The sequence below is a fragment of the Planctopirus limnophila DSM 3776 genome, from assembly GCF_000092105.1.
GTDB classification, from domain to species: Bacteria; Planctomycetota; Planctomycetia; order Planctomycetales; family Planctomycetaceae; genus Planctopirus; species Planctopirus limnophila.
The window spans coordinates 2,026,086-2,052,554 of record NC_014148.1; the positions used below are offsets into that span (position 1 = coordinate 2,026,086).

Annotated in this window: 19 protein-coding genes and 1 tRNA gene; 8 read left to right on the forward strand and 12 right to left on the reverse strand. The window is 53.1% G+C overall.

Features of this window, described 5'->3' with window-relative positions:
- Window positions 1–31: 31 nt before the first annotated feature.
- From PLIM_RS08160 to PLIM_RS08175, 4 genes are all read right to left on the reverse strand, one after another.
- A complete protein-coding gene (locus PLIM_RS08160) occupies window positions 32–700 on the reverse strand; it encodes a hypothetical protein (RefSeq protein ID WP_013109837.1) in 669 nt (222 codons plus the stop codon).
- A gap of 12 nt (window positions 701–712) precedes the next feature.
- On the reverse strand, window positions 713–1,888 hold the full coding sequence (locus tag PLIM_RS22675) for an A24 family peptidase (RefSeq protein WP_052301529.1): 1,176 nt from the start codon (window positions 1,886–1,888) through the stop codon (window positions 713–715).
- A 127-nt stretch (window positions 1,889–2,015) separates the two neighbouring features.
- Entirely contained in the window at window positions 2,016–3,701 is a 1,686-nt protein-coding gene (locus tag PLIM_RS22680) for an HD-GYP domain-containing protein (RefSeq protein ID WP_013109839.1), read from the reverse strand.
- A 520-nt stretch (window positions 3,702–4,221) separates the two neighbouring features.
- Window positions 4,222–5,088, reverse strand: coding sequence for a hypothetical protein (locus PLIM_RS08175; protein WP_013109840.1), 867 nt, complete (start codon window positions 5,086–5,088; stop codon window positions 4,222–4,224).
- Between the two features lie 201 nt (window positions 5,089–5,289).
- Here PLIM_RS08175 and PLIM_RS08180 point away from each other — a divergent pair, with 201 nt between their 5' ends.
- Window positions 5,290–6,078, forward strand: a complete 789-nt coding sequence (locus tag PLIM_RS08180; protein WP_013109841.1) for an SDR family NAD(P)-dependent oxidoreductase — start codon at window positions 5,290–5,292, stop codon at window positions 6,076–6,078.
- A gap of 48 nt (window positions 6,079–6,126) precedes the next feature.
- Complete coding sequence (locus PLIM_RS08185) at window positions 6,127–7,173, forward strand: iron-containing alcohol dehydrogenase family protein (protein WP_013109842.1); 1,047 nt, start codon at window positions 6,127–6,129, stop codon at window positions 7,171–7,173.
- Window positions 7,174–7,183: 10 nt separating this feature from the next.
- Here the strand turns inward: PLIM_RS08185 and PLIM_RS22685 are convergent, their stop codons facing one another.
- From PLIM_RS22685 to PLIM_RS08215, 6 genes are all read right to left on the reverse strand, one after another.
- A complete protein-coding gene (locus tag PLIM_RS22685) occupies window positions 7,184–7,939 on the reverse strand; it encodes a polysaccharide deacetylase family protein (RefSeq protein ID WP_013109843.1) in 756 nt (251 codons plus the stop codon).
- A 221-nt stretch (window positions 7,940–8,160) separates the two neighbouring features.
- Window positions 8,161–9,681 (reverse strand): DUF7133 domain-containing protein, encoded by a 1,521-nt coding sequence (locus PLIM_RS08195; protein ID WP_013109844.1) that lies wholly within the window; start codon window positions 9,679–9,681, stop codon window positions 8,161–8,163.
- 51 nt (window positions 9,682–9,732) lie between these two features.
- Window positions 9,733–12,642: a PA14 domain-containing protein gene (locus tag PLIM_RS08200; protein ID WP_013109845.1), complete on the reverse strand. Its 2,910-nt coding sequence runs from the start codon at window positions 12,640–12,642 to the stop codon at window positions 9,733–9,735.
- A gap of 262 nt (window positions 12,643–12,904) precedes the next feature.
- Entirely contained in the window at window positions 12,905–14,476 is a 1,572-nt protein-coding gene (locus PLIM_RS08205) for a TolC family protein (RefSeq protein WP_013109846.1), read from the reverse strand.
- A gap of 98 nt (window positions 14,477–14,574) precedes the next feature.
- A complete protein-coding gene (locus PLIM_RS08210) occupies window positions 14,575–17,724 on the reverse strand; it encodes an efflux RND transporter permease subunit (RefSeq protein WP_013109847.1) in 3,150 nt (1,049 codons plus the stop codon).
- A 69-nt stretch (window positions 17,725–17,793) separates the two neighbouring features.
- Window positions 17,794–19,305, reverse strand: a complete 1,512-nt coding sequence (locus tag PLIM_RS08215; RefSeq protein WP_013109848.1) for an efflux RND transporter periplasmic adaptor subunit — start codon at window positions 19,303–19,305, stop codon at window positions 17,794–17,796.
- 137 nt (window positions 19,306–19,442) lie between these two features.
- On the opposite strand from PLIM_RS08215, the gene PLIM_RS08220 reads away from it, so the two are divergent.
- The gene (locus PLIM_RS08220; RefSeq protein ID WP_196349547.1) at window positions 19,443–19,628 is read left to right on the forward strand and encodes a hypothetical protein; all 186 of its coding nucleotides are present in this window, start codon (window positions 19,443–19,445) and stop codon (window positions 19,626–19,628) included.
- 42 nt (window positions 19,629–19,670) lie between these two features.
- Here PLIM_RS08220 and PLIM_RS08225 read toward each other — a convergent pair whose 3' ends face one another.
- Window positions 19,671–20,129, reverse strand: coding sequence for a hypothetical protein (locus tag PLIM_RS08225; protein WP_148227035.1), 459 nt, complete (start codon window positions 20,127–20,129; stop codon window positions 19,671–19,673).
- Window positions 20,130–20,655: 526 nt separating this feature from the next.
- Between PLIM_RS08225 and PLIM_RS22690 the strand changes: the two genes are divergently transcribed.
- The 4 genes from PLIM_RS22690 to PLIM_RS08250 all read left to right on the forward strand — a co-directional run bounded on the left by PLIM_RS22690 (window position 20,656) and on the right by PLIM_RS08250 (window position 23,843).
- Window positions 20,656–21,480: a biotin--[acetyl-CoA-carboxylase] ligase gene (locus tag PLIM_RS22690; RefSeq protein WP_196349548.1), complete on the forward strand. Its 825-nt coding sequence runs from the start codon at window positions 20,656–20,658 to the stop codon at window positions 21,478–21,480.
- Window positions 21,481–21,877: 397 nt separating this feature from the next.
- Complete coding sequence (locus PLIM_RS08235; RefSeq protein ID WP_013109851.1) at window positions 21,878–22,318, forward strand: RNA recognition motif domain-containing protein; 441 nt, start codon at window positions 21,878–21,880, stop codon at window positions 22,316–22,318.
- A gap of 440 nt (window positions 22,319–22,758) precedes the next feature.
- Window positions 22,759–23,649 (forward strand): rhomboid family protein, encoded by an 891-nt coding sequence (locus PLIM_RS08245; RefSeq protein WP_013109852.1) that lies wholly within the window; start codon window positions 22,759–22,761, stop codon window positions 23,647–23,649.
- Between the two features lie 120 nt (window positions 23,650–23,769).
- Window positions 23,770–23,843: transfer RNA gene (locus PLIM_RS08250), tRNA-Arg, on the forward strand.
- Window positions 23,844–24,052: 209 nt separating this feature from the next.
- Here the strand turns inward: PLIM_RS08250 and argJ are convergent.
- Window positions 24,053–25,246: a bifunctional glutamate N-acetyltransferase/amino-acid acetyltransferase ArgJ gene (gene argJ, locus PLIM_RS08255; RefSeq protein WP_013109853.1), complete on the reverse strand. Its 1,194-nt coding sequence runs from the start codon at window positions 25,244–25,246 to the stop codon at window positions 24,053–24,055.
- Window positions 25,247–25,743: 497 nt separating this feature from the next.
- On the opposite strand from argJ, the gene PLIM_RS08265 reads away from it, so the two are divergent.
- Complete coding sequence (locus PLIM_RS08265) at window positions 25,744–26,244, forward strand: DUF1579 domain-containing protein (protein ID WP_013109854.1); 501 nt, start codon at window positions 25,744–25,746, stop codon at window positions 26,242–26,244.
- The last annotated feature ends 225 nt before the right edge of the window (window positions 26,245–26,469 follow it).

A 26,469-nucleotide genomic window follows, 5' to 3' on the forward strand; every position in this document is an offset into this window, starting at 1 on the left:
TCCCGGTGCGAAGATTTGAAAGCAATAAATTTCAATCTTGCGTTTGAGTTTCCTCTCGACGGAGCCTGGCTTCGAATGCCAATTGCTGTTCATGGAATCTGGCGACAAAAGCTCCTAGAACACCGGCAGCAATGATCTCCCAGAGAAGCAAAAGATTGGCCGACAGTTGGCTCTTTAGTCCTGCTCGTATCATCAGATATTCAGGAAAAGAGTGCAAAAAAAATCTTTGGGTGCGTCGTTGCCAGCCGGGATCTTCGAAGAGGTCGAGCATATCATCGGGCAGTGCTGCTCGCTGCTCTTGAGTCAGTCGAGCCCCGCGGAAAGGGTTGAGGTTCTGTCGATCCTCGGGTTGTTTATAAGTATCCACCAGTAGCCCGAAGATAACTGTCAGCATGCTGAGTAATGCCGGCCTCAACAACTGACGGATGAGAAGTGTTTTTGAGGGAGAGTTTTTGGTGGAGGCTGGATCGATCTCGGTGGCTGTTGACGTGGAACTCCAGGCACGTTCGAGCGCAATTTCAAACCATCGGCATAAGAGGACACTGGTGCCACCAACGATTGGCCAATAGAGCCCGAGCAGTCTCCACTGTTTCGGCAGACTGGTCGCAATCGCAATCATCAGCACGAGTGTGGCCACGGCTGCTAAAGTGATGATCAAAAATGTGCGCCAGGTCTGATACCTGGCCAATTGTGAAAACATCGGATGTGAACTTCATTCGAGAGAAGGAGTCTGCGACTCTGCGGGAGCATCCGCAGGTGTATCGACAGGCGGAGGTTCATTGGTGACAGATGGCTGAATTCGGGAGGGGACAGGGATTCTGGCAATCATGCCGCTGATGAGAAGCACGGACAATTGAACCCACCAGAGATGCTCCGCCACGAGCATTGAAGTCCATTGGTTAATCGCTTTCCAATTGACCGCCAACAGGGTTGAGAAGGCGGGCAACGTCAGCCAGATCCAGTGGATTTGATTGGCATTCGCCAGATGGCTCCAGAGAGCCAGCAGTAACCAACAGGGAATCAGCACGATTGAGAGAGCGAGAGCCGCCTTCCAGCCAAAGATCGCTCCAGCCAGCCCCATGGCGAATATCCAGCCGGAATGCAGGCAAGGGATCGACTGGGAAATTCTCCCCGAGACCTGAATCGCACCAAGAGCACCTCCCACGAGCCAACCACCCAGAGCTGTTCCTAGCGCCCAGAAGCGGTCATCCCAACTGAAACCCGAGAATGTCAAAATGAGATTGGCCTGGGGACAAACAGCCGGGAAAATGAAGGCGTACAGTCCCATTGTCGCCAGGCAAAAGGAGACAAATTTTTGTGGTATTCGTCGCCCATCCCATCCCATGAGGCAGATGGCCAGAAGGAGGTACAACCCCAGGCAATGAAACCCGAAAATCTGGAGTAGATCTGGGTACTTCGCATACCAGACTGTCCAGACGACGCCCGCGTAATGATCTGGTGGTCGATTGGGAAGAGTCTTTCCACCCGAGATGACAGTCGCGAAAAGCACAACAAGAAACTGCAGGCCTACGACCAATTCCACCAGTGGATATCGGATGGGAATCGGCCATTGGCAAGATCGGCATTTACCGAATAATTTGATCCAGCCCAGGACGGGGATGTTATCACTTGAACGAATCCGAGTCCCGCAGTGAGGACATGCCGAAGGGGAACGCCAGAGTGATTTTCCCAGCGGGAGGCGATAGACGACAACGTTCAGGAAACTCCCCAGTGAGGCACCCAAAGCCACAAACCATGCGGCCGTCAAGCCCGTCATGATGCGGATGTTCGCCAGTTCAACACCGGAGAGATCGTTCACAAGAACTGAGTCAGCCATACAGGCATCCACACCATCGAGCAAAGCCACAACGAGGGTATCTGGCAGCACAATACCGCTGCAGAACCACAAGCTTTCTCATGGAAGGATGGCACTGTCTCTGCCAGAAATCAAATGGGTTAGTGAGTGGCCATGATGATTGCCTGTGGACGCTGGCTGGCTTCCTGAGTTTGCCTCATTAAAGAAACCGGCGTGCCATCGTCTCGATCGGCAACTCGGCCAGTAGATCTGCACCTGTGGGCGAGTAGGCTCGACAAATTTCTGAAATGTCTTCCCGGGCGGCAAAGTACGCATCAATCACATTGGGATCCCACTGGAGACCTGAGCCTCTGCGGAAGATTTCTTCCAAACGTTCCAAGGGCATCCCTTTGCGATAAGGGCGGTCACTGCACATCGCATCGTAGCTGTCGGCAACAGCAATAATGCGGGCCATCAAAGGAATTTCTTCTCCCTTAAGACAGTCCGGATAGCCTTTGCCATTGAAGGCTTCATGATGGCTGCGCACTCCTGGAAGTATATGCTGCAGATTCTTGAGTTGTTTGAGAATGCGATAGCCAATCATCGGGTGCTGTTGAATTGCCCGGAACTCTTCCGGGGTCAACTGATCGGGTTTACGGAGGATCCGGTCATCGACACCAATCTTGCCGATGTCATGCAGCATGCTGGACATGTAAATGTCTTCGAGATCATCAGCGGGCAGCCTGAGTTCCTGACCGAGCCGTCTGGCAATCAGTGCGACACGCTCACTGTGGCCACGAGTGTAAGGGTCTTTAGCGTCGAGAGTTTGCACCAGAGAACGGACAAAGCTGATCACCAGAGACTGATGCTCGCGATAAAGTTCAATATTGCGGAGGTGCGTCCCGAGAATGGTACCAATCGAACCCAGCAGACTCGCTTCGACAGAGCCGTATTCTTTGTCGTCAGAAAGGTTGCAACTGACGATCCAGCCTCGGCGGAAAGGAGCTTCTCCAATCGGGACAAGAATGAAGTTTTGCAGACCTGGAAAGTCGGCACCCAGCAAAGTTTTTGCGAGATTGTTTTTGACCAGTGGCCGCGACCAGTCATGCTCTTCAAAACGGGATGTCAGCCTGGCGAGCTGGAACTCATCGAGTGGTAGGTGTCCCTCAACCGAGAAATGATGTCTGTCGTGATCGACCTGCATCCAGATGGCGTTCCCTGCCGCGGGAATCAAAGAATGCAGGCGTGCCAGGCAATGATTTGCCAGTTCTAAAGGTGAGCGAGAGAGTTGTAAGCGTTGTGTCAGGCTATGCAGCAGGCTGATTTCTTCGAATGTGTACTCAATCTGTGAAGTGAGTTGCTGCAATTCATCGTCGAGACGATCAACGGTCCGCATCGAAGAAAAATGGCGACCTGCCAGAGCACAGAGACGCTCCAGTGTAGGGCGTGGGATGCAAAGCAATGAATCGACAAATTGAGTCAGCTCGGCTTGTGACCAACCAGCATCTGTCGCAGCCATTATCCATTCTGCTGGAGCATTGGCTGCACCTTCCCGCGCGACGGAGCCGAGTATGGCCACCTCTCCTGTCGGTAGAGTCACTGGAAATCCAATGAACCGGATGGATGGCCCCAGATCAACCAGCGTCGAACCGTTGGCATACAGAAAACGGTCAACCAATGCTGGCGAGAGAGTTAACCAGGAAGGGATTGATGTCTCACTTTTCCAGTAGCGGCGGCAGGGTATCCAGACGAATGACGGCAAACCAGTGGCCGCTGCCATTTCCTCAAGTAGAGAGGTAACGGCTTGATCGCTTTCCGGCGAGGTGCGGTTGATCGACTCGATACCCCAGGCAAGATCTTTCTGTGTTGCCAGTGGATTTGAGTGTTCGATAGAGATCGTAGCCATAGAATCCAAGCTTTCCGATGAGGCGATGCCAATAAGTCATCACCGAAAAGTTAGTTCATGTCCTACGTCGTGCCGCCTTTGCCTGAAGATTACCCTAATTCCGACCCATTGACTCTTGGTCAAAATGTTGTTCGTAAAGACTGAGTGAACGTGCGAAAACACATGTCGAGATGTTGCGGTACATCGCCACGGGTGGTTGCGTCGATGACAAAACGGCGTAAATGAATGCCCCACAGAGGTTTATTCATCAAGCGAGAAAGGTGGGATCGTGTCTCAGAGAGGTGCTGGCAAGACCCATTTGTGCGTAAGCTGACAAAGATAGCGATTGTGATGAAGAATCTAGCCCAACTCTCATTTTATATGAGGATTTGCACCTAGAACCGCAAAATGTGCGTCATCAAGCAGACAATCATCGGTCATGAAGAACTTGTCTCTTTTTGAGAGAGTCTTGGATGATCACGTCATTCATCCACGTTGGTCGTGAGAGATTCCCATTGGATGTATCTCTCACCTGGCTCACTTAGCGCTTCGAAGTGGAGATTGGCGCGAGGTGTTCCTGCTGAAATTGGCGGAAGGGAACATTGCGCAGCGAGCCATTTTTGATCTTTGATTCCCAGTGATGGATGTACTCCCGATCCAGGCGAGCGAATCGAGAGGAAATTTCATGTTCGGCACGCCAATGAATGGGCTGACCGTCGGTAATTTCAAGCTCGACGACCATGGGCATTAGCGATCGACTTCTTAACTGCTCGTTTACGAGCAGCCTGGGAGCAGGAAGTAATGCTCGCGGATAGAGGACCGAATTCAACTGGGCTGTGGAATCGGCGAACTTCAAATAGGTTTCCATCAGTTCCGGAGCAGCCTGAGAACTGGTCTTCACACGGTACTGCACTCCCTTTGAACTGAGCTTGAGAGTCTGCGAAGCTTCATCAAATTCCGTGGCGAAATCAGGGTTCAATTGAAAGGTCAGGCATTCAGCCGCTGCTCGGGATGTGGGCGACTCCTGCTTTTCCAGGGACTGAATGACTTTCTGTGCCTCTGTCTCAGCGAGTGAGAGAAAGTGCCGGATCTCGTCCTGAGAGACTTCCGTCATGAGATTTCGCGACAACGCAAGGATAACGAAATGTTTCTTCGCGGGCTCATAGATGGTGACTTCCTGAGCCCCTTCGATGAAATCGTACGATTTGCCAGCATGAAAGAGCGTTAAACTGCGGGCCACAACGGGCGCCTTGTCCGAAGAATCAAGTCGAATATCGCGAACGGTTGTATAGACTCGCAACTCCTGGGCGGGAAGCTGAGTGACGAGAGTGAAAATCAAAACACCCAGTGTTTGATGCACAAATCGAAGTCCAAACAGCATTCTTGCCATTGAAGAGGAGGCAGACATGAGGGGTGCACCTGTTGATGGGCTAAGGCCAGATCGGTAACCACGAATTGGCGGGAATAGCTGGCAGATGAGACAGGAGGTAGACGAAGGGATAAGAATACTGGGGTATGGCGTTATCTCGAAAAGTGGGTTTTGGGGCAATTGCAATTGAACGACTCACTTCGGCAGAACCTGCTGCTGGTGGCGATTGGAAAGTGAACTATGAATCTGCAAAATCGAGTTGTGTTAATTACGGGTGGCCGCAGGCTGGGAGCACATCTGGCAAAACTGCTAGCCGGACGTGGTTCGCAGATCGCGATGACCTGGTATCAGAATGAACAGGCGGTCCGTGAAGCTCTCGCAGCCTGTGAAATAGCCGGTGTTAAGACGTGTTCAATTCAGGCTGATCTCCGCCAATTGCAGGATAACCAGCGGGTTGTCGCCCAAGTTGTGGAGCAATTCGGGCGCATCGACATCCTGGTGAATCTGACAAGCATTTACACGCGTACACCGTTTGCCAGTCTGGAACCATCCGATTTTGATGACATGCTCGATTCGAACCTGCGAGCTCCGTACTACACCGCGACGGAAGTGGCGAAGCAGATGTTGTCGCAACCATTGATCGAGTCAGCGTCGGGTTATTCGCTACGCGGGAAGATTATTCATTTTACGGATTGGGCACTGGATCGACCTTACCGGGATTACCTGCCCTATCTGGCAGCCAAAGGTGGCCTGGCTGCGTTCACCAAGGCTCTAGCCGTCGAACTGGCTCCCTCGATTACAGTCAATGCGATTGCTCCGGGGACAGTCTTGCCACCGCCAGGACTCTCGGAAGAAAGTCTCGATGCCATCCGGAGAAGTGGAGCTCTTGAACAAATTGGTTCTCCGGCCGATGTCAACCATGCGGTACTCTATCTGCTGGAGGGGACCGATTTTGTCACCGGTGAAACTCTGCGAGTCGATGGAGGCCGCTTTCTGGGGCCTCCTGAGCAAAACTCTGCTGATTTCTAACGATCATTCACTCCGTGATCTCATTCATCAGATAGCCAGAGTTAGATTATGCTGGTCCCCACAATTTCACTTCCTGCATTACTGCGAATTAAGCCCGGTGCAATGAGCCGGCTGGGAATCTATCTGACAAGAGAAGAATTCCGGGAGATCGCTCTCTTCAGCAGCACGGGAATGCAAGCCCCGATTCTCGATGAAGTCACAAGATCGTTAGATACTAAGGGCGTTGCCATTCGTGATCGCGAAGAGGTCGCGGATTCGACCATCGAGAATGCGTTGCGACTTCTGGGGCGACTTCCGGCTGACGTCCAAGCGGTTGTTGGTGTTGGCGGTGGCAAAGCCCTGGATGTGGCGAAATTCGTGGCTCATCTGGCGAATCGACCCTACATCGCTGTCCCGACATCGTTGTCGAACGATGGTTTCTGCAGCCCTCAGGCCAGCCTGACGCTTGACGGGCATCGAAAATCCATAGGAGCCCGCCTGCCATTTGGAGTCGTTGTCGATACGCAGGTCTGTCTGGAAGCTCCACGCTCTTTGTGGCTTTCCGGGATTGGAGACCTGATTGCCAAGTTCACTGCCGTTTACGAGTGGAAGGCTGCGTTTCATGCCCGGGGTGAATCTGTCAACGATCTGGCTGCGCTCCTCTCGGATGCGACTGTACGGCAATTTCTTTCCAGACCCACCCACGATCTGGAAGGTATCCGTCTGCTGGCGACGGCCCTGATGCTCGGCGGAATCTCAATGGAAATCAGCGGCACATCCAGACCTGCCAGTGGGAGTGAACATCTCATTTCGCATGCACTCGACGAAATTTCTTCGAGGCCCAGGTTGCATGGCGTGCAGGTGGGGATGGCGACCTATCTGATGTCGACCATCATTGGCCAACACACAGAGGAAATTCGAAAGTTGTTGACTGAAACCGGATTTCTTGATCTGGTGCGAGAAGATCCGTTCGACGGGGAAGAATGGCGTGCCGCCATTCAGAAAGCGCCGTCGATCAAACCCCACTACTTTTCATTGCTCAATACTCCCGGAAATCAGGAGAAACTGCTAAGCACCATGCGGAATGATCCGACACTTGTCGGCTGCTTTCGATAACTTTTGCGGATCACGTGGTCTGGCCACCTGATTGAAGTGTCACTTCCGATGAAGTTATGGATTGGCGAAACGCTGCCTCCTGGGGCAACAGACAGAATTGAAGCCCTGCCTCCTGCCAATAATCGATCAGCGGAGCAAGGACTGCATCGCAGCGTCCCGTCGCAGCTGTCGCTGCATTATCGTGCAGGCAAATCAATGGATTTTGAGGAAGCGCACTTCGTCCCAGTTGAATGATTTCGGCATGAGGCAGGCGGCTGTCGTAATCCGGAGGGAGATGGTTCCACATCACGATCCGTTGCTGGGATCTTCTGGCCCAGCGAATGGTGGCCATCGTAAAATGGCCGTATGGCGGGCGATACCACAAAAGTGGCTGACCACTGATCTGCTCAATGACGACTGCCGATCGATCAAGGTCTGCAATGATGTGGCTGGAAGAACGCTTCCAGGCATCGGGATGACCATAGGAATGGTTGCCAAGATGATGGCCATGATCGATGATGGCACGGATCAATACAGGGTGCGCCTGAGCGCGTTCACCGCAAACAAAAAACGTTGCGAAGAGATTCTTCCTGGCGAGAAGCTTCAGTATCTGAGGCGTGCTCTCTGGATGTGGCCCGTCATCAAAGGTGAGTGCTGCTGGTCGATCACCGCTTGAAAGACCACCGTCTTTTGACCGGGCTGGAAACTCCCACAGGATAGAATCGAAGAAACGAGATCCAATCGCCGGCAGTTTTCTACCCAGCCAATTCCGCCAGCGATGCAGCATAGAGAGCGATCTGTTGAGTTACTGAAACGACAATGGAGTCGGGGCCATCAACATACTTAAGCTCAATAACTGATTTGGATTCCAAAAATCAACTGCGATCCCTGGTATGGGGTGGCTGGGGTTGAGTCTTCGAACCCCCAGCGATCTTCGGCACGATCTGGGGGTTCGCGAAGACGCTCAACCCCAGCCACCCGCCACGCAGTTGTTCATCAAAATCCATATTACTTGCCGGCTTCAGCCGACTGACCTGGTAGACGATTCAAGGTGTAATAAGCTTCTTTGTGAAGCAGACTTTCTCCCGATTCGGATTTCACACCGTCTGCATGCAGTTCATGAACTGATCCCGGCTGTAAATTCTCGATGGTGAGCTTGACCTTGGTACGATCAGCATTCAATTCCGCTCGCACGATCTTCTGCTGGGCATGGTCAACTTCGGGGCTGCCATATGATGCCTGATAAATGTAGGTGTAGCTGGTCATCTTATAGCTTTCGGGATTGCTGGAAGAACTGGCATCGACCGGCCCAGTGAAAGTCAGCAGGAAACCATCAGGCTGTGCCTCCATTTTGAGAATTTCAAAAGGTGTCTTGCCTGTCCAGTGGATTCGATCCAGCGCAAAAGGCTTCGGTCCGCGTGAGCCCCAGCCACGATTGGTTCCACCAACGAACAGATCACCCTGCGGCGCAAACTGTAAGGCCAATGAACCAGATCCTGTCCCCGCGCGGAACGGGAAGCAGGCTCCCTGATAGTGGCCGTCGATTTTTTCCAGGAAGCAGCGCATCACAGTGGAATGCGTCTGATCACCCACAAACAACTGCTCATTAAAGGGGCCAAACTTCCCTTGAGTCGTATCGCAGGCAATGCCGGACGCTGACTGCCCCATTTTTTGGTAAGGAAACAGAATCGCAGCGGGCTCGTATTCAGGGATTTTGGCAGCTTCTGTCATGAAGCGACTTCCCGATTGTGGTTCTTGCGGCTTGGCACCCATGTTGGGGGCCTGTTCGTACCATTTGTTTCCACCGGGATGACCAACAAACTTGCCCGGAGGAAGATGCTTGAGCGCACAGGTTCCATTCCATGGCCCCTGGTTATCGGTGTAGAAGACATCTCCTTGAGCGTTAAAACCAATCCCGCCGGGAGAACGAATTCCTGAGCATGTGGGAATGGCGACACCATCGGGGCCGATCCGCAGGCACCAGCCGCGAAACTTGACTTCGCTGCTGAAAGAACCCGTCAAGCAGAGCACGACCCAGATATTTCCTTCTTTGTCGAACTTGGAACCGAAGGCATACTCGTGATAGTCGCCGTTGATATGCCATGAATCGTTGACAGTCTCGAATTGATCGGCGACTCCATCATTGTTGGTATCACGCAAGCGACTGAGTTCACCCCGCTGCGTGGCATAAAGAGCATCGTCTTTCCAGGCCAGTCCCAGTACTTCGTGAAGCCCTTCGGCAAATCGCTTCCAGGTGGTCTTGGAGACGTCGGCACCTTCGACGCCATCCGCAAACCAGATTTCTCCCCGGCGTGTCGAGACGGCAATCTTGCCATTCGGCAGAAATTCCAGCGCGCCAATTTCCAGCGTTACGTCTTTGGGAAGAGGAATCGCTTCCAACTGGTAGTATTCGGACTCTTCGGCTGCATAAAGGCTCGAAGGTACGAAGAAGCTGCACAACAGGAGAAGCAGAGCCATTTTGCCCGCCAACCATGTTCGTGCAGGCGAGTTGAAGATCGTGCGAGGCATATGCGAAACTCTCTGAATGGAGATCAAAACAAGGAAAATCGAGCGATCAGACTACCAGTTGTATTTCAGCACCCAGCCGGTGGCTTTGTCGGGATGAAGCGGCAAGAGAATTTCTTTGGAATTGCCCATCGTTCGCAATTGTGGACGCAGCCCTTGTGTACCTGCCTGTGGTTCAATGGTGAGCCACCAGACCCCGTCAATCAACCATGTTGTGCCAGAGGATGAACTTCCTAAGAGCGATTCTTCCTGCTCGATGCGTGAGGCTTTCAGAACACGGAATTGCGGCGTGCCGTCCGTCGAACTGATGGTAGATCCTTTGGATGGACGAGTGAGGATTGTCCGCTGCAAATCTGTCGTGGTGTCGTTGGGACTGGACTTCCATGCGGAGAATTGATCGATGACATCCAGACGACCATCCGTGAACTGGAAAGCCGTCAGCGCCGGTTGATCCTTGGCAACCACGGGAAGCGAGTAACCCTGGAAGCGATAGCCGTTTTCGCGAGCCAGACCTTCCGGCCATGCCTGATCGGGAGTTGTCAGATACGCGACCGGGCGACCATCGGGCATCGATAGTATTTCGTCACCTGATGGCCCGGTGAAACCTTGGCCGCGACCTGTCCAATGCCTTGAAGCATCAATGAAAGCTCCGTGCCAGATCATGGCTAGACGCATGTTGTTTGCATCCCACGCGAGGTTCACCTTCTCAGGGAAAGCGATGCCAACGCCGCGAAAGCCGGCCCCTTCAATGAAGTTGCGGTAGACCAGTGGAGTATCTGTGGCCACAAGTTCAATCGGTTCCCGGATCAAACCCGCCGGAATCGCGGCCTTCTCACCGTCGCTTAAATACATCCAGACAGCTCGAATCTGGAGGTCAGGTTTGCCTTCTAAAAGATCTGGCAAACTGGTCGTTCCAAAGGGCCAGGCCGCCGGCATGCGTGTTCCCGGTCGATACTCCTGCGGATTAGCCAGATAGCGAACAAACCAGTCTTCGCGAAGGCGGCTGGTCATCGAAGCCAGATTGATGGCCCGAATCCCGATGGAAGGATATTGGCCAAAATCATGGCATTTGATGCAGGAAAGCGAGTTGCCCCCCACCATGTGTCGGCCAGCGGCCTTGATGCGATAATCCGGTTCGTTGAACTTCGCAATCGACTCGGGTGCCGGCTCAGGTTTACGATCAGTGGCGATCAGCAGGTCTTTCAGATGACCAATCGCTCCCGACCCGTAGCGAGGCATGTGGGTGAGCATGTAATTCTGGCGGTTGTTGGCACCTTCATTCAAAAGTTTGGCCAGCCAGTCATCTCGTAGTTTATCGCCTACACCGTTGAGTGAAGGCGGTAGTCGTCCTTCATCACCCATTTCCTTCATTGTCGTCTCGAAGACGCTGTCACGAATCTTTTCAGCACCGCCGTAGAGACCACGCTGATGGCAGGCATAGCAGTTGAAAGCAAGAAACGTCTGGTGAATTTTCGCCGGGCCAGAAGTTAACGCGGCCAGTGCTTCTGGTTGGCCAGCAATATCCTTCAATGCCTTGAGTGCCTGCTGAACTGAGGATCTCTGAGCCTCGGACAGGCGGTAATTGGCCGATTTACCAGAAACCGATTCTGCGAGGCAACCTTTCGCAAGATCGATCTTTGCCAGTTCAGTGGCCTGATGTTGTGGCTTCAGGGTGTCGTTCCCCTGCTTGTATTCATGACAGGCAGCACAATTCAAAGAGGTAAAGAGTTCCTTGCCTTGAGCCGCCAGATTGGGATCGAATTCGAAGGGACGTCTGGCCAGTTCTTGACCGGCAGATGCTTTTGAAGGAAGCGCGACTAGCAGTGATTCGAGAGGACGTCGGCTGAGCTTTGGCCCTTGAACCTCGACCTTCAATTCGGCTCCACCACCTTGCTGGAAAAACTCTACTACGACAGGATGCTTGCCAGCTTCGAGCCTGGTCTTACCGGCTTTGGTTTGAGCGGGATGAATACCATCCATCTTGGCGACAGAAGCACCATCGATTTTCAGTTCGCTCCCATCGTCAGAAGTAATCCAGAACTGGTAGTCACCGGCTGCGGGAACATCGATTGTGCCTGTGAAGACGAGACCATAGTTTGATGTTTTAGGGGCAATCTCGACATCAAAACCTGATGTTTCACCATTGGAAACCGCTTTGAGTTCGGCAAAGTCAGGGAGATTCTCCCAGCTCCCTTCGTAGTAGGCATAGGTCAGATTGGGTGGGAATGTGAGATCGCGGAAAAACCAGGCGACGATTTCGCGGATCTCTTCATCTTTGAGATTGAGGCTCGGCATGCGTGCAGCAGGACGGGCTTCGTGAGGTTCTTTCAGAAACCGAGTCAGACTTTCGACGGTGTACTTCTGGCTGACATGTGAGAGACTGACAGAGGTCTTCCAATCGTCAGCCCCATCCTTGGGAAGATTGTGGCAGGCTGCACAGCCAACTCGCTGAAACGTATTGGCCCCTTTATTCGCCAGCCCGCGATCCACAAACGAGTTTCTCAGAGCTTTATCGGAAGCTAGAAAATGAGTAAGTGCTAAAGCAGCCGGGGCTCGCTCATTCTCCGGGAGAGCACCCAGAATGTGAGGCATCGTAGTGCCTGGCTTGGCCTGATGCGGATCTGCCAGATACTCAAGAATCCACTCGGGCTGAACTCTTTGTGAAACGTTCGTCAGCCGGGGTGCCTGCTTGGAAAGCAAAACCTGATTCAACTCATGGCTGGTGGCATGGCAGGCCACACAATTAAGTTCTCCCACCAGCAGGCGGCCGAGTGCTAACTCATCAACGGGTTGACGATCTTCTTCCTCATCGGCGGCATCGCCCAGAGTCTGGCCATGGTAGCGTTCATAACCGGCAACACGCGGTGAGCGATCTGTTTTCGCAGCACTCTCGATGGCCCAACTTGTTGCCGGCAGGGTGGCAATCGTCGAGAAGCACCACAGCATGAGACTGCAGCGGGACATCCAATACGTCCATTGAACAAGCGAAATCAAGGTGGGATTCACAGCGGGCGGCTTCCTGGCAGACTACATCTTGCAGTTAAAGACCGTTACTGATCAGTCGTCGCCAGGAGTGAGTTCGAAGAACATCGTCTCCATCAGGCTCTCTGGCATAGATCAATCAGTAGCGATGTGTTACCACAATTGTGACGTCAGAAAAACCCCCTCATCACTCAGTTTTGATCATTTTTTCTGGAGTGATCCACCTGAGAAAACTCGTCGACGCTTAAGGAAACTGGTTTTCCTGCAACAAACCAGCAATCCCGGCGGCTGAGACCCAATACTGCTCCTGAGCTTCAATTGATGCCAGCTCGGTTTCGAGTAGTGTTCTTTGAGATTGCAGCAATCTGAGAAAATCGATCTGCCCTTGCGCGTAGAGTGTCTGACTGATTGCCAGAGTTTCACGGGCCTGAGGCAGGATTTCGATGTGATACTTTTCCACCAGTTGCCGGGATGTTTCGTAGGTGGCATAGGCTTGTGCAGCGAGGTTGGAAAGTTCGAGTTCCGTCTTCTGAAGATCGGCTCTGGCTCCGGAAAGACTCGCCTCTGCAGAAGAGATATTTCCCTGATTCTGATTCCAGAGGGGCACACTCATAGTGACCTGGAACAAGCCCTGATTTTCAGCCGGAACACCAATCTGCCGCTGGTATCCACCCATGACGTCAAAGTTGGGAACAGGTTCTACGCGAGCACGCTGCAGCAGGCGGGACATGCGTTCGATTTCGAGCCGGGCGATGCTCGCCTGAGGATGAAAATTGGCTGCCGCGACCTGGATTTCGTCGAGTTGATAACTTCTTGCTTCGGCATTCAAGTCGCCGCTGACTGATTGAATACTTAAAGCGGGGCAGGCGACCAGCAAAGCCAGTTGCCTTTTGCCCACGTTGTAAATGGTTTGTGCATTCTGCAAGGCGACTTCTGAACGGCGGCGTTCAATATCAAGCAGCAGAATGTCTGACTTGGCACCTTCACCTGCCTTGAACAATCTTTCCGAAATATCGAGTGATCGTGCGGCAATGCTGACGAGTTCTTCGAGGATTCGAGTCCGCTTCTGTGCGGCCAGTACCGCGTAATACTTTTGACGCAATTCCGTCAGGACGATAAATCGTTCCTGTTGCCATTCGTACTGTGCCTGCGTGACAGCCGTTTGAGCAGCAGCGGCACTGATCTTTAGCTTTCGTGCCGTCACGATTTCCTGAGAGATGAAACCGTTGTACTGACTCTCATTGCCATCAATTTGAGGTGATGAGGCGGAAATGCGAGGATTGGGATACAACCCCGCTTGCACAGTGGCTCCCTGTGCCGATTGAATCTTGCGGAAAGCCGTCGTGAGCCTTGGGTGATACATCTCAGCGAAAGTCGACAAATCTTCCAGAGAGTAGACATTCTGCTGAGGAAGGATTGCAATTTCGGCAGTCCCCGGAGAAATCTCATAAGAGGTCACGTCTTTGTAGGAAGCCGCTTCATCAGGAGCTGGCGGAACCGGAGGAACACGAGATGTGCCTGCAGGCATTTCCAGAGAAACCTGCTCCAGCGGCTGATGAGCTTCCTCTGAGACATCTTGAGACGCGACTTTGTGATCCTGATTTTCAGCAGGCTGCTTTTGAGCAGCTTCAGAGGTGGCTCGCACTGGTTTGAGCCAGCGCCACAGCTTCCCCTTAGGAGCTGGCTCTGACGCCACTGCGATCAGCGGCAAAAACTGCAGAAGAATCAGCGATGTCAGTACGACACATCTTTGGAGGCGAACCTGAGCCAGGCCGCACCGTCGTAACGACAGCTTTTTCGTGAAAACATTCAGCATTTCTGGCCTCCCTGCCAAAATCTCAAAGGAGATATCGATCCGTCAGGTTCGCGCAATTCATTTCAGGCGTTCATGACGGCACATCCGCCACAATCGATTCAGGAATGCATCTCAGCAACTGGATTGTGATTACTCATCGTGGGTAAAGCCTGTTCTTCCGAGGTGACCTGTGGGATTTCGAACCACCGGTAAATCGCTGGCAACACCAACAATGTCAGTGCCGTACACGTGACTAAACCACCGATCACGACAGTGGCTAAAGGCCTTTGAACTTCAGCTCCAGCGCTCCCAGAGACCGCCATGGGTACAAAGCCGAGTGCCCCGCAAATCGCGGTCATGAATACAGGTCTCAATCGATCCATCGCCCCGGTCACCACTGCGGTTCTGGAATCCAGGCCATGCAGATACAGATGCCGGATATGTTCGATCAGCACGACACCGTTCATCACGGCAATGCCAAACAAGGCGATGAAGCCCACGCCTGCCGAGATCGAAAATGGCATCCCCCGCAACCAGAGGGCAAAGATCCCTCCAGTCGCAGCGATAGGCACATTCAGGTAGATCAGCAGAGTCAGTCGCACAGATCCAAAGGTCACATAGAGCAGCGAGAAAATCAGAAAGAGCGCCACCGGTACGGCAACTGCCAGACGCGCAGAAGCCTGCTGCAGATTCTCGAACTGCCCACCCCATTCGAGTGCATATCCGGGTGGCAGTTTGATCTGCTGATCGACAATCTTCTGAGCTTCGGCCACAAAGCCACCCAGATCTCGGCCGCGTACATTGCATTGAATGAGTAATCGGCGACGAATCGAATCTCGACTGATCTCTGAGGGCCCGTCTTCCAACCGGATATCAGCCAGTTGTGAGACAGGAATCTGCCGACCCTGAGGATCAGAAATTTTGAGTTCTTTCAGTTGATCAATATCCACCCGCCATTGAGGGGCCAGTCGCACCTGCATCGGGAATCGCTTCTGGCCCTCAAACACTTCTCCGACAGGGACGCCCCCCACGGAACTGATTGCAGCCAGCACATCGCTGGAGTTAATGCCGTAACGGGAAATGGCATCACGCCGAATGATGACTCGCAGATACGGCAATCCAGCAACCTGTTGAGCCTGAACATCGGCCGCGCCGGGAACCTGACTGAGAACCCGGACAATTTTGTCTCCTTCGAGTTTAAGTGTGTTCAGATCGTCTCCAAACAGACTGAGACCGATATCGGATCGCACACCAGCCACCAGTTCCTGAACTCGCAGTTCAATCGGTTGAGTAAAGCTGAACGAGTTGCTGGGGACCGATTTTTCCAGAGCCTCCTGCATCTGTTCAATCAACGTGTTTTTCTCAATCGCTTCAGGCCACTCATGAACGGGTTTCATGCGCACGAAAACATCGGTCTGATGCACACCCATGGGGTCGTTGGCAATTTCCGGACGGCCGGTTTTCGAGATAACCGATTCCACCTGCGGGAACTGGAGCAACGTGCGCTCCATGGCTTTGGTCATTTCGATTGAAGCTTCTAAAGAGACGCTCGGAAGCCGTGTGGCTTGAATGGCGATATCGCCTTCATCCAGCTTGGGGACAAATTCGACGCCAAAGCCCAGCGAAACCAGCACGCTGGCCACAAACAAGAGAACTGCTCCACTGAGCATGAGCACGGGCCGGGCCATCGAAAAATGGAGCATCGGCTCATAAGCAGCTTTTAACCACCGGACAAGAAATGTTTCTTTCGAACTGATGTTTCGAGCCAGAAATAGTGAAGCCATCACAGGCATCACAGTCACAGCCAGGATCAATGCGCCGGTGAGTGCTGACATGAAGGTAAACGCCATGGGTCGGAACATCTTCCCCTCGACACCTTCCAGACTCAGGATGGGCAGGAAGACAATGATCACAATAATTCCCGCAAACAGAATCGGAGTTCCCACCTCCTTTGCCGATGCGACGAAGACTTCTTTGGGAACGCGTTTGCTCCCCGTGGTCTGCTGGTATCGGCTTGCTGTGCGGACAGCATTCTCGATCATCACCACGGCACCATCGACAATCACACCGAAGTCAACGGCACCCAGGCTCATCAGGTTGGCCGAGACACCGGCGAGCGACATAGCGATCAGTGCAAACATGGCGGAGAGGGGAATTGCCGAGGCCACAATCAGGCCGGCGCGGACATCGCCCAGGAGCAGAAAGAGCATGATCACCACCAGCAGCACGCCCACGCCGATGTTCTCAGCAATCGTATGGATCGTCTTTTCGACCAGCTCCGTCCGGTCGTAGAACGTGTCGATGTAGACACCTTCCGGCAATGTTTTTTCGATAGCATGAATCTTTTCTTTGACATCTTCGACAACCTGCCTGGAGTTGCCCCCCATGATCATCATGACCATGCCCGTCACCGCCTCACGGTTTCCATCACGAGTGACTGCGCCTTGTCTGAGCATGGGGGCGAATTGAACATTGGCAATATCGGAAATGCGAATTGCCGTTCCATCGCTGCGGGCTTCTAAGACAATCCGGCGAATATCATCCAGTGAGGTGACAAGTCCTTCGCCGCGGATCAGGCGCTGTTCGCTGCCATGAGCAATGTAGCCACCACCAGCATTGGCGTTGTTTTCTTCCAGAGCCTGGAAAACGCGACTCAGACTGATGCCATAATTCAGAAGTTTGTGGGGATCGACCTGAATCTCGTAAGTTTTCAGTTCACCGCCAAAAGTATTGACTTCGATCACGCCGGGAATGCTTCGAAGCTGAAAGGCAATTTGCCAGTCCAGAATGGTGCGAAGATCCATCAGGCTGTGATTGAAGCCCGGTTTGGAGCGAACTTCGAACTGATAGATTTCACTCATGCCGGTGGCAATGGGCCCCATCTGCGGGTCACCCATTCCTGGTGGTATGTTCTGCCGGGCCTGGAGCAACCTTTCATTGACCAGATTGCGAGCCCAGTAGATATCCGTGCCATCCTGAAATGCAACGGTGACTGCCGAAAGACCAATGCGGCTGATCGAGCGAATTTCCTGAATGCGGGGCAGGCCGCTCATGGCGTTTTCCACAGGAAACGTAATGAACTGCTCGACCTCGACGGGCCCTAAAGCCGGTGAGACTGTCAGAATCTGTACCTGGACATTGGTCAGATCAGGGACGGCATCAAGTGGTAGTCTTGATGCGGAGACAACACCTGCTCCGAACAAAATAATTGCCAGGAGCATGACGATGAAGCGATTTTCCATCGCCCAGGAAATGACATGGTTGACCATCGAAAGATCCCCGAAGACTGAAGCCCGACTTTTGGCTTGTTGCGCATACTTTCAGATTCGTCGAAAAAACTATTCGCCCAATAGATCAGCCAGCATCCGTGACTTCAGAGCAAAGCCACCATCAGTCACCACTTTGTCGCCTTCACCCAGGCCGGAGAGAATTTCAACCGAAGTAGTATTTCGACGGCCCGTTACCACAACGCGACGATCAAACTGATCAGCATCAGCATGAACGAAAACGAAAGTCTTGCCTTCGTAATCCTGCAGAGCAGCTAAAGGGACTTGCAGGACTTCAGAAGAGCTGAGATTGGGCAGTTCGATACTCACGAACATGCCGGGCTTGAGAAGTCCTTCAGCGTTATCGGCCATGGCCCGCATTGAAAGAGTCCTGGTGCTTTCCTGCACGACATCACCCGTGTAGAAGATGGTGGCTTCGAACAATCGGCCTGGCCACGCTTCACTGCGAAGCCGAATCTTTTGATCCTTCAGTTGGGAGAGCATCGGGAGGTGTGATTCGTAGATATCTGCCGAGACCCACACCGTCGAAAGATCGGCGATCGTGAGAATTTGCCGTTCGGGCCCCACGCGCTCCATGAGCACGACATCTTTGGAAATCACCGTTCCATCAAAGGGGGCCACGACCGGGTAGTGAGCCAGATTCTCACCCATTTCGGAGGGATCAATCTCTTTCAGATCATGGTCGGTAAAGCCCAGGATTTTTAAATTCGTCTCGGCCACAGCGATCGTCGTCTGCAACTCTTTGACGGATTGTGTCGACAGCCGGGATGCCTGGATGACATCCTGCGACGTCTGTTCGAGCAGTGCCTGTAGGATGGCCTTTGTGGCTTTCACGTCGGTTTCGGCATCGAGAAGTTGCTTGGCGGGGACAGCACCTGTACCGGAAAGTGGCGCCAGCCTTTGGGTTTGAGATTGAGCCCTGATCGCTGCCAGATAAGCATTCATGAGGGTTTGCCGATGCTCTCCCATGGTTCGTTCTTTGAGAGCCGTTTCAATATTTTCAATGGCGGCTTCGGAACGAATCATTTCAATGAGCGACAAGGTATTCTGGCTGATTTCCTGGGCCCAGCGATCCCGAGCCATGGCAAATTCGAGTTTTAGGCGATCTTGAAAGAGCTGCAGTTTTCCTTGGCCGACTTCTTTACTTTGGACCACTACGAGAAGATCTCCCTGACGAACTTTCTGGCCAAATCGCACTCGCACATCATCGACTCGCCCTTCGACGAGTGGAAAGACATGGGCCAGTTTGTCTTCGTTCAGTGAGATTTTCCCCGTGAGAGTGATGGCTTCATCAAGCGGGCCTTTCTGCACAGATCCAATCGCAATGCCAGCCGCCTTCCACATCTCCTGGGGGAAATCGACCTGTGAGATTTCTGGAGCTTCTCCAGCAGGCTCAGTGTTCGATTTGTGGGCAGGCAGATCGGTTTTCGCATGAGTCTCAGGCTTTTGTAAGACCCGGTTTCGTAACTCAGGAGATAGAACGAACGCAGCAATTCCCAGAGCAACGATGAGGACTGCCGTTATCGCCGCTGTTTTTTGTTTGAGCCAGACAGGCGTAGTCATGGAAAACATTCCCCAATAAAAATTCACCAGACGAAGTCATGTGTTCGTCGATCCATCAAATCCGGACGGGCCGTTCGCCTGGAATGTCGAATCAGATCCGTCTGACAGATCATTCAAGGCGAAGCTCACGAGGTGCTGTGCGAAGCACTCCATCGGGCACTCAAGGCCAGATCTTTGAAGCGGTCGAAAAGAATCGCGGTCAACAGTTGCCAAGCCAATGCGTGATTGCACGCACTACCTGGGCTGTCCGGCTGAACGAGAAAGACATGCTGAAGGGCAGCACGCTGTTCAACCTGCCAAGTCGCGAACTGATGAACCATTAAAAAATGGAGAGTCGCTGTGGACATCAGGGGATGTCGAGATCATCAGCAGTTCAAGCGTGCGACGATGGCGACTTGTACCGAAGAATGGCCGACATCCCGAAGGGCGGTCAATTCTTGATAGCACCAATTCGGCGAAAATGAGGCCAGATCACCGTTCAGGTCATGCTTCTGTAAATGACTTGGCCAGATGGGCAGGGCGAGGATTAATCCTGCCGAGTCTGAGATTCGTTCCGTCACAACGCAGGGCAGGAGTTGTTGGATTGATGGATGAGGCACCGGAGTCTCACCCTCAGCTTCCAGAGGGAAACCGAAGTGCCAATGAAAACCGAGCTGTCCCGCATGAGCATCGCCACTGTGATACCGGGCGATATGCTCAGCGGCTCCAGCCACTCCATGATCGTGAGAATGCCCCCATCCCGCCTGGGACAAAAGTGCCCCGAGGACCAGGTAAACCTTCAGCAAGGTCACTGCTGATGATCGGTGATGGCAGATGGCTCTCACGACCAGATAAACTCCCGGAAGTTCAACACTTCTTTTACTGTAGAAATCGAATACCCATGCCGTCAATCTCCAATTGAAATTCTGATGGAATGTCAGCCAAATCGATTTTCGGTGGCTTCAAACAACCATATCACCGCAAAGAAGTGATCTTTGTCGAACTCGCGACACGCCTTGAGTATGCCTCCTGAGAGCGATTTCTTCTGCTATCGATGTTGCAAGGATTGCCTTTGCGGCTCTCTGCATCTATTCGGCGGAATCAGCCACTCACGCCATTAACCCAAGATTGCCTGGCTTGATCCTGAAGAGATTGTCTTCCCACCTGAGAAACTGATTCCATGATAAAATTTGTTACAGTCAGTTATCTGCGATGTCGTACCAACGCCTATCCTGCAGCCTGGTCATGCATTTCGAACATCTCGAATAACAGACTGTTTCGATGGGCAACGGGAAGGAATCTTGAGATTCAGTGAGCTAAGGAGTCATGTTGGATTTTCGAACGGAGGCCCCAGAGTGGCGAGAAAAACTTTTGAGTGAGACCCCGCTGAAAGAAGTGGAGATCTGGGAATCTTTGTCTTCGACAAATACCAGATCACTCGAAATTGCTCGCGATCCTGACTTGAAAACACCGGCACTGGTGTGGGCCCTGGAGCAGACAGCCGGGCGGGGCAGGGCGGGGAAAACCTGGCTCAGCAGCACAGGTTCGCTGACCTTATCGCTGATTGTGGAAATTGACACACGCTTATTGGCACGTCGTGACTGGTTCTATCTGGCACTCAAGAGCGGCATGGCCGTTTGCGATACCATTCGCTCTTTTTGCCCGACAGGTGCGATTGGAGTGAAATGGCCCAACGATGTTTTCGTGGGTGATCAGAAAATTGCAGGGGTCCTTGTCGAAACTCCCAGCCAGACGCAACTTCTGGCAAATCAACATGCTCAGCGCGTGGTGATCGGGATCGGCGTGAATGTGAATAACGACATCTCAGATGTCGCCCGAAAGTCGCTGGATCGAGACGCTGTCAGTTTACAACAACTCTTTCCGTTTGAAGCCGTCGCGTTAATCACGTTTACCACCGAGCTTTCCAAACGAGTCCTTCAGGAACTGACCACCTTTTCCGCAGAGAAAACGATTGCCGATCGTTGGGGCGAATACTGTTTGCTCACGGGCCAACTGGTGGAATGGCAGACTTTTGAGCAGGAGAGCGACCCTGTAGTTCTTACTGGCATTTGCCAGGGGATAACATCATGTGGCGAACTGCGAATTCAGAAATCAGATGGCTCAGAAGTACTGGCCAATCGAGGCTCGATCAGGTGGCTTCCCCGAGTCAACACTGTTCGCAAAAAACACTTTTGAAGTGAGAAAACAGAGGTACACCAAAATTTCGCCGAAAGGGCTTTAATATTTCTGGAGAAAGTGCGATAAAACCTGAGGTTGTGGAAGTACGGTCTTCTGCAACGGGAAGACGATGAACGAAGCGGCTGGTTCATGAGTTGGTTTGATGGGCTGAAAGGCCAGCAATAATCAACAAGTGCTCTCTCCGCAAGCTTTGAACGCGTATCGATGCGAGGCCTCAGTTTTTGCTCGGTTGGGTCGAGAAAAGACAGTTTCCAAGCGAACGAGTCGGCGATCTGGTTTGCAGTCAATCTGAATCTTCCACATCTCCCCGCAACTTCGCGGTGAGGTCAATGAACTGTCTGTTGAGTTTTGAGTATCTGTTCGGGAACCCCCCAGGGGTTCGCAAAGGAAGACTATGGCCAAGAATTTGTATGTTGGAAACCTGCCTTACGGCACGACTGCAGACGATCTGCGAGAAGCATTTTCCGAGCATGGCACGGTAACGCGAGCGCAGGTGGTATCGGATCGCGAAACTGGTCGTTCACGTGGATTTGGTTTTGTGGAAATGAGCGATGGTGCTGAGCGCGCCGTAGAAGCCATGAATGGTGCAGAATTCCAGGGCCGCACCCTGACTGTGAATGAAGCCCGTCCACGCGAAGAGCGGGGTGGTGGTGGCGGTGGTGGTTATGGCGGCGGTGGTGGAGGTGGTTACGGTGGCGGCGGCGGCGGTCGTCCCCGTAGTGGCGGCGGTGGTGGTTATGGCGGCGGTGGCGGCGGCTACGGCGGCGGTGGTGGAGGTGGTGGTTATGGTGGTGGCGGCGGTGGCTACGGCGGTGGTGGTGGCGGTCGCTACTAAACCCGCACTTGGACACCCAATCGCTTCATCAAATCAACTTTGAAAACGCCATGTTTCACTCGGCAGTTTCAAACCTGATCTTTTCTGCAAACAATCTCATTCACGACATCTCTCTGAATGAATCTGATCCTTTGCGGGATCCTTGATGATCTTCAAAAGCCCGCTACCAACCCAACTGGTAGTGGGCTTTTTCTATTTCACGGTCCTTTGGTCTCGAACATCCTCTGTTGATCCAACCCAAATTCAGCAGCGTCTTCTCCGCTGGTCCGCGATTCAAAGAAGCTCTCGGAGGAATCCTCTTGCGCATTTTTCACCAAGGCACTATAACTTCCTGTAGAATTCAAATTGGTTTGAGTGATCCAAGTTCGATGAGGCACATTGATTTCTGCATGTGGAATGCATCTTGAATCGGCGTGCCGGGAAGCAGGACGGAAGACAATATGGGCCTGGGTTCACGCGATTACTTTCGCGATGGCGATAACGATCTGGAATGGAATTCCGATGCCCCTGGGGTACGCGGCATTATCATCACCACGCTGGTCGCGCTGATTCTTCAACTCGTCTGGACAGTTCCGGTACCCGGCGGGCTCGATCGGGAATCTTTGCTCGACCGCTGGCTCGAGATGGATACGTCGGCTGTACTTTCCGGTCAGATCTGGCGACTCGTCACGTATGCTTTCCTGCACGGCCTGAGCCCCTGGCACTTCATTTTCAACATGCTCTTCCTGTGGTGGTTCGGCCCCACACTCGAACGCATGTACGGCACGCGGGAATTCATTGCTTTCTATCTCTCGGCTGCTGTGGCAGCCGCACTGGGTGGAGTAGCGTGGGATCTCAGCATGCAGGATTCCAGCAAGATTGTGGGAGCTTCCGGAGCCGTTCTCGCCACGACCATGCTCTATACGATGCACTTTCCCAAGCAGCCGATTGGCCTCTTTTTTGGTCTGCTGACAGTGGAAATGCGTGTCCTCATGGCCTTTCTCGTATTCCTCGACGGCTTCTATGCACTGGCTCAATGGGGCGGACGCATGGGAGGGACAGGAGTGGCCCATCCCGCTCACCTGTTGGGTGTGGCGTTTGGTTGGGCCTATTTTCACTTCAACTGGAAGATTTCCGGCCTGCTGAACATCTTCGAAAGCCTGCAGGAACGCTGGAAAATCTACCGTGCCCGCAAGCGACTCAAAGTCTTTTCCCCCGAACCCAGTTCACCTCTGGAAGAAGATGTGGATCGAATTCTCGCGAAAATTCACGAGCAGGGAGAAGCTTCTCTCACACCCAAAGAGCGTGAGATACTCACAAAAGCTTCCCGGGCTTATCGTGAACGTCGCTGATGGTATCAAGATTCAGGCATCAGATTCCCGAATCCCGATTCAGCACACCATTAAACTCGCCCCTCATTTGCGAAACAGGCGATCTGCCGCATAACATCATTGTTCTCCGAAGCGTTCCATGTCCCCGTAGCTCAGCTGGATAGAGCGACGGTTTCCTAAACCGTAGGTCGCGCGTTCGAATCGCGCCGGGGGCATTTGTCCTAACCCTTTCCGAATGCTGGACTTAGCGTATTTGCCTGTGTCGGGCAGTCGTGACGGAACGAAATCAACCGCCTCGCCCTTTCTGTGCCCCTCTGGGTTCAATTACGGCAAGTAAAACGCATCCTGGCGGCGTAAGCCCCATTCATCGCAATACAATTGGCTTCATACGCCGCCACAAAGCCCGAAAGGGCACCGAGAGAGCTTACGTTGTGTAGTCGGCGTTGAGGGCGACGTATTCTTTAGTGAGGTCGCTGGTCCAGAAGCGAATGCTTCCGTTCCCGTGAGTCAGTCGCAGATCGATGTGGATGTCGCGATTTTCTCGCATCGATTTCGAAGCAAAAGCGGCGTCAAAAGCCAGCGGGACACCAGCTTCGTACAAGGCAATGCCATTGACCCACAACGAAACATCTTCTTCCTTGAGGGGCACGCCCGCATAACCGGCAGCGGATACAATGCGGCCCCAGTTCGGATCGGCCCCGCAGATCGCCGTCTTCACCAAGGCACTGTCTGCCACGGTCTTGGCGATTCTGAACGCTTCTTCTCGTGATCGGCAGCCCGTCACATCGATGGTCACAAAATGAGAGGCCCCTTCGGCGTCCTTGATGATCAGTTGAGCCAGTTCCATGGCCACATCAGCGACCGCCTTGGAGAACAGAACTTTCGCCTCGCCGCCGGTGCAGTCAACTTGAGAAAGCCCATTTGCCAGCAGAATGACCGAATCGCTGGTGCTTTCGTGACCATCGACGCTGATGCAGTTAAAGCTGTCGGCCACTGCCGCAGAAAGTGCTTCCTGCAGAACTTCCGGCGAAGACTTGGCATCGGTCATAATAACGCCGAGCATGGTGGCCATGTTGGGGGCGATCATTGCGGCCCCTTTGCACACGCCCGTAATGCGGACGCTTCCTCCCGCCAGGTGCAGCTCGCGCGTGACCTGTTTGGGAAAGGTGTCTGTCGTCATGATCGAGCGGGCAGCTTTGTCGAATGATTCGGTCGTTGGGGAAAGCTGCTGGCCCGCGACTCCAATAGCCGTGACAATTTTCTCAATAGGCAGCAGCCGCCCAATCACGCCGGTGGAACAAACGAGGATATCCTCGCCCGGGCAACCAATGGCCTGGCCCACCGCTGTCGCCATTGCCTCGGCATCACGAATCCCCTGCTCGCCGGTGCAGGCGTTGGCATTCCCCGCATTGATCACCACACCCCTCGCCGTTCCCCGAGGCAAACGCTCACGGGAAACCTTGACTGGGGCTCCGCACACCAGATTTGTCGTGAATACGCCAGCAGCCGCACACGGTGCCTCGGAAATAAAGAGCGCCAAGTCCAGCCGGCTGGTTCCCGGCTTCACACCAGCTTCCACAGCAGCAGTCTGAAATCCGGCAGGCAATGGTGTCGTCATGAAATCAATCTTTCGGCGGAAGTTGAACGCAGCGTTTCCAGTAGACCCGATCACAGAGTTCTACCAAACCGGAAATGGTTTGTCAGATGACCTGACGGCACCTGATGAGATCGCAGCGTCGATTAAGGTTCACTTCTGCAAGTCCGGAAATGTTACGCCTTCCATGAATTGAGATCGCTCTGCGTGCCATGTGCTGTGTGCCATGCTTGCAGCTCTGGGCAAGCATGTTTTCCCAGCCAACAACGCGCTGTTGTTTCCCGGGGACCGTATCAGCACTCCCACAGCATGACGGCTCTCGAGAGGCACTTTCTCTGGGGTGATTTCCTCGGGAAGTATGCCAGCCCAGCCCGCCAGGATCTGGCCATCGAATCGACACATTTTTCCATAATCGATGAGGCAGCAGTCCGCTTTATAGTGTACAGACGCAACCCTTATGATAAGCTCTGTGCGACGATGCGGGCAGAACTGAGAATCCTTTCTCGAATGAGGGTAGCAGCATGGAAAAAGTCATTCCCCGGGCAGAGCACAAGTGGTTGCAGAACATCGCTGGGAACTGGACTTATGAGTTGGAATGCTCCATGGGGCCGGATCTCACACCCGAGAAATCATCCGGTCCGATGTCTGCCCGCATGCTGGGTGATGTCTGGGTCGTGATGGAATCAGAGTCCAAGGCCCCACAGAGCGGCGAGACAGTTCACAGTGTGTGGACATTGGGCTTTGATCCCCAGAAAGAGCGAGTTGTCGGCTCTTTCGTCTGCTCCGTGATGACCTACTTCTGGACCTATAATGGCAAGATCGATTTTGATAGCAACACGATGACTCTCGATGCCCCAGGCCCGGGTTTTGGTGATCCTTCCAGGATTGTCGACTATCAGGATATTATTCAGTTCATTGACCAGGATTACTTCGTTCTCAGGTCACAAATGAAGCTGGAAAGCGGAGAATGGGTCCCCTTCATGCGCGGCGACTACCGCCGCACGCCAAAAACTATCGACTGATATCCGTCATCTCTTTGTAGGGTGCAAGAAGTTCCGACGGATTGCACCAACTTTCTACTATCAATACAAAAACCCGGCAGCCACTGTCACCAGTCACCGCCGGGCTCATTAAAGTATATTTACAATAAACAGATCTACGGCATCATCAGAGCGCAACTTGAGGGTCATCCATCGAAGTCACCTTCGAGGGATCCATCTGTGGTCTTGAATGACAATCGCTCACCA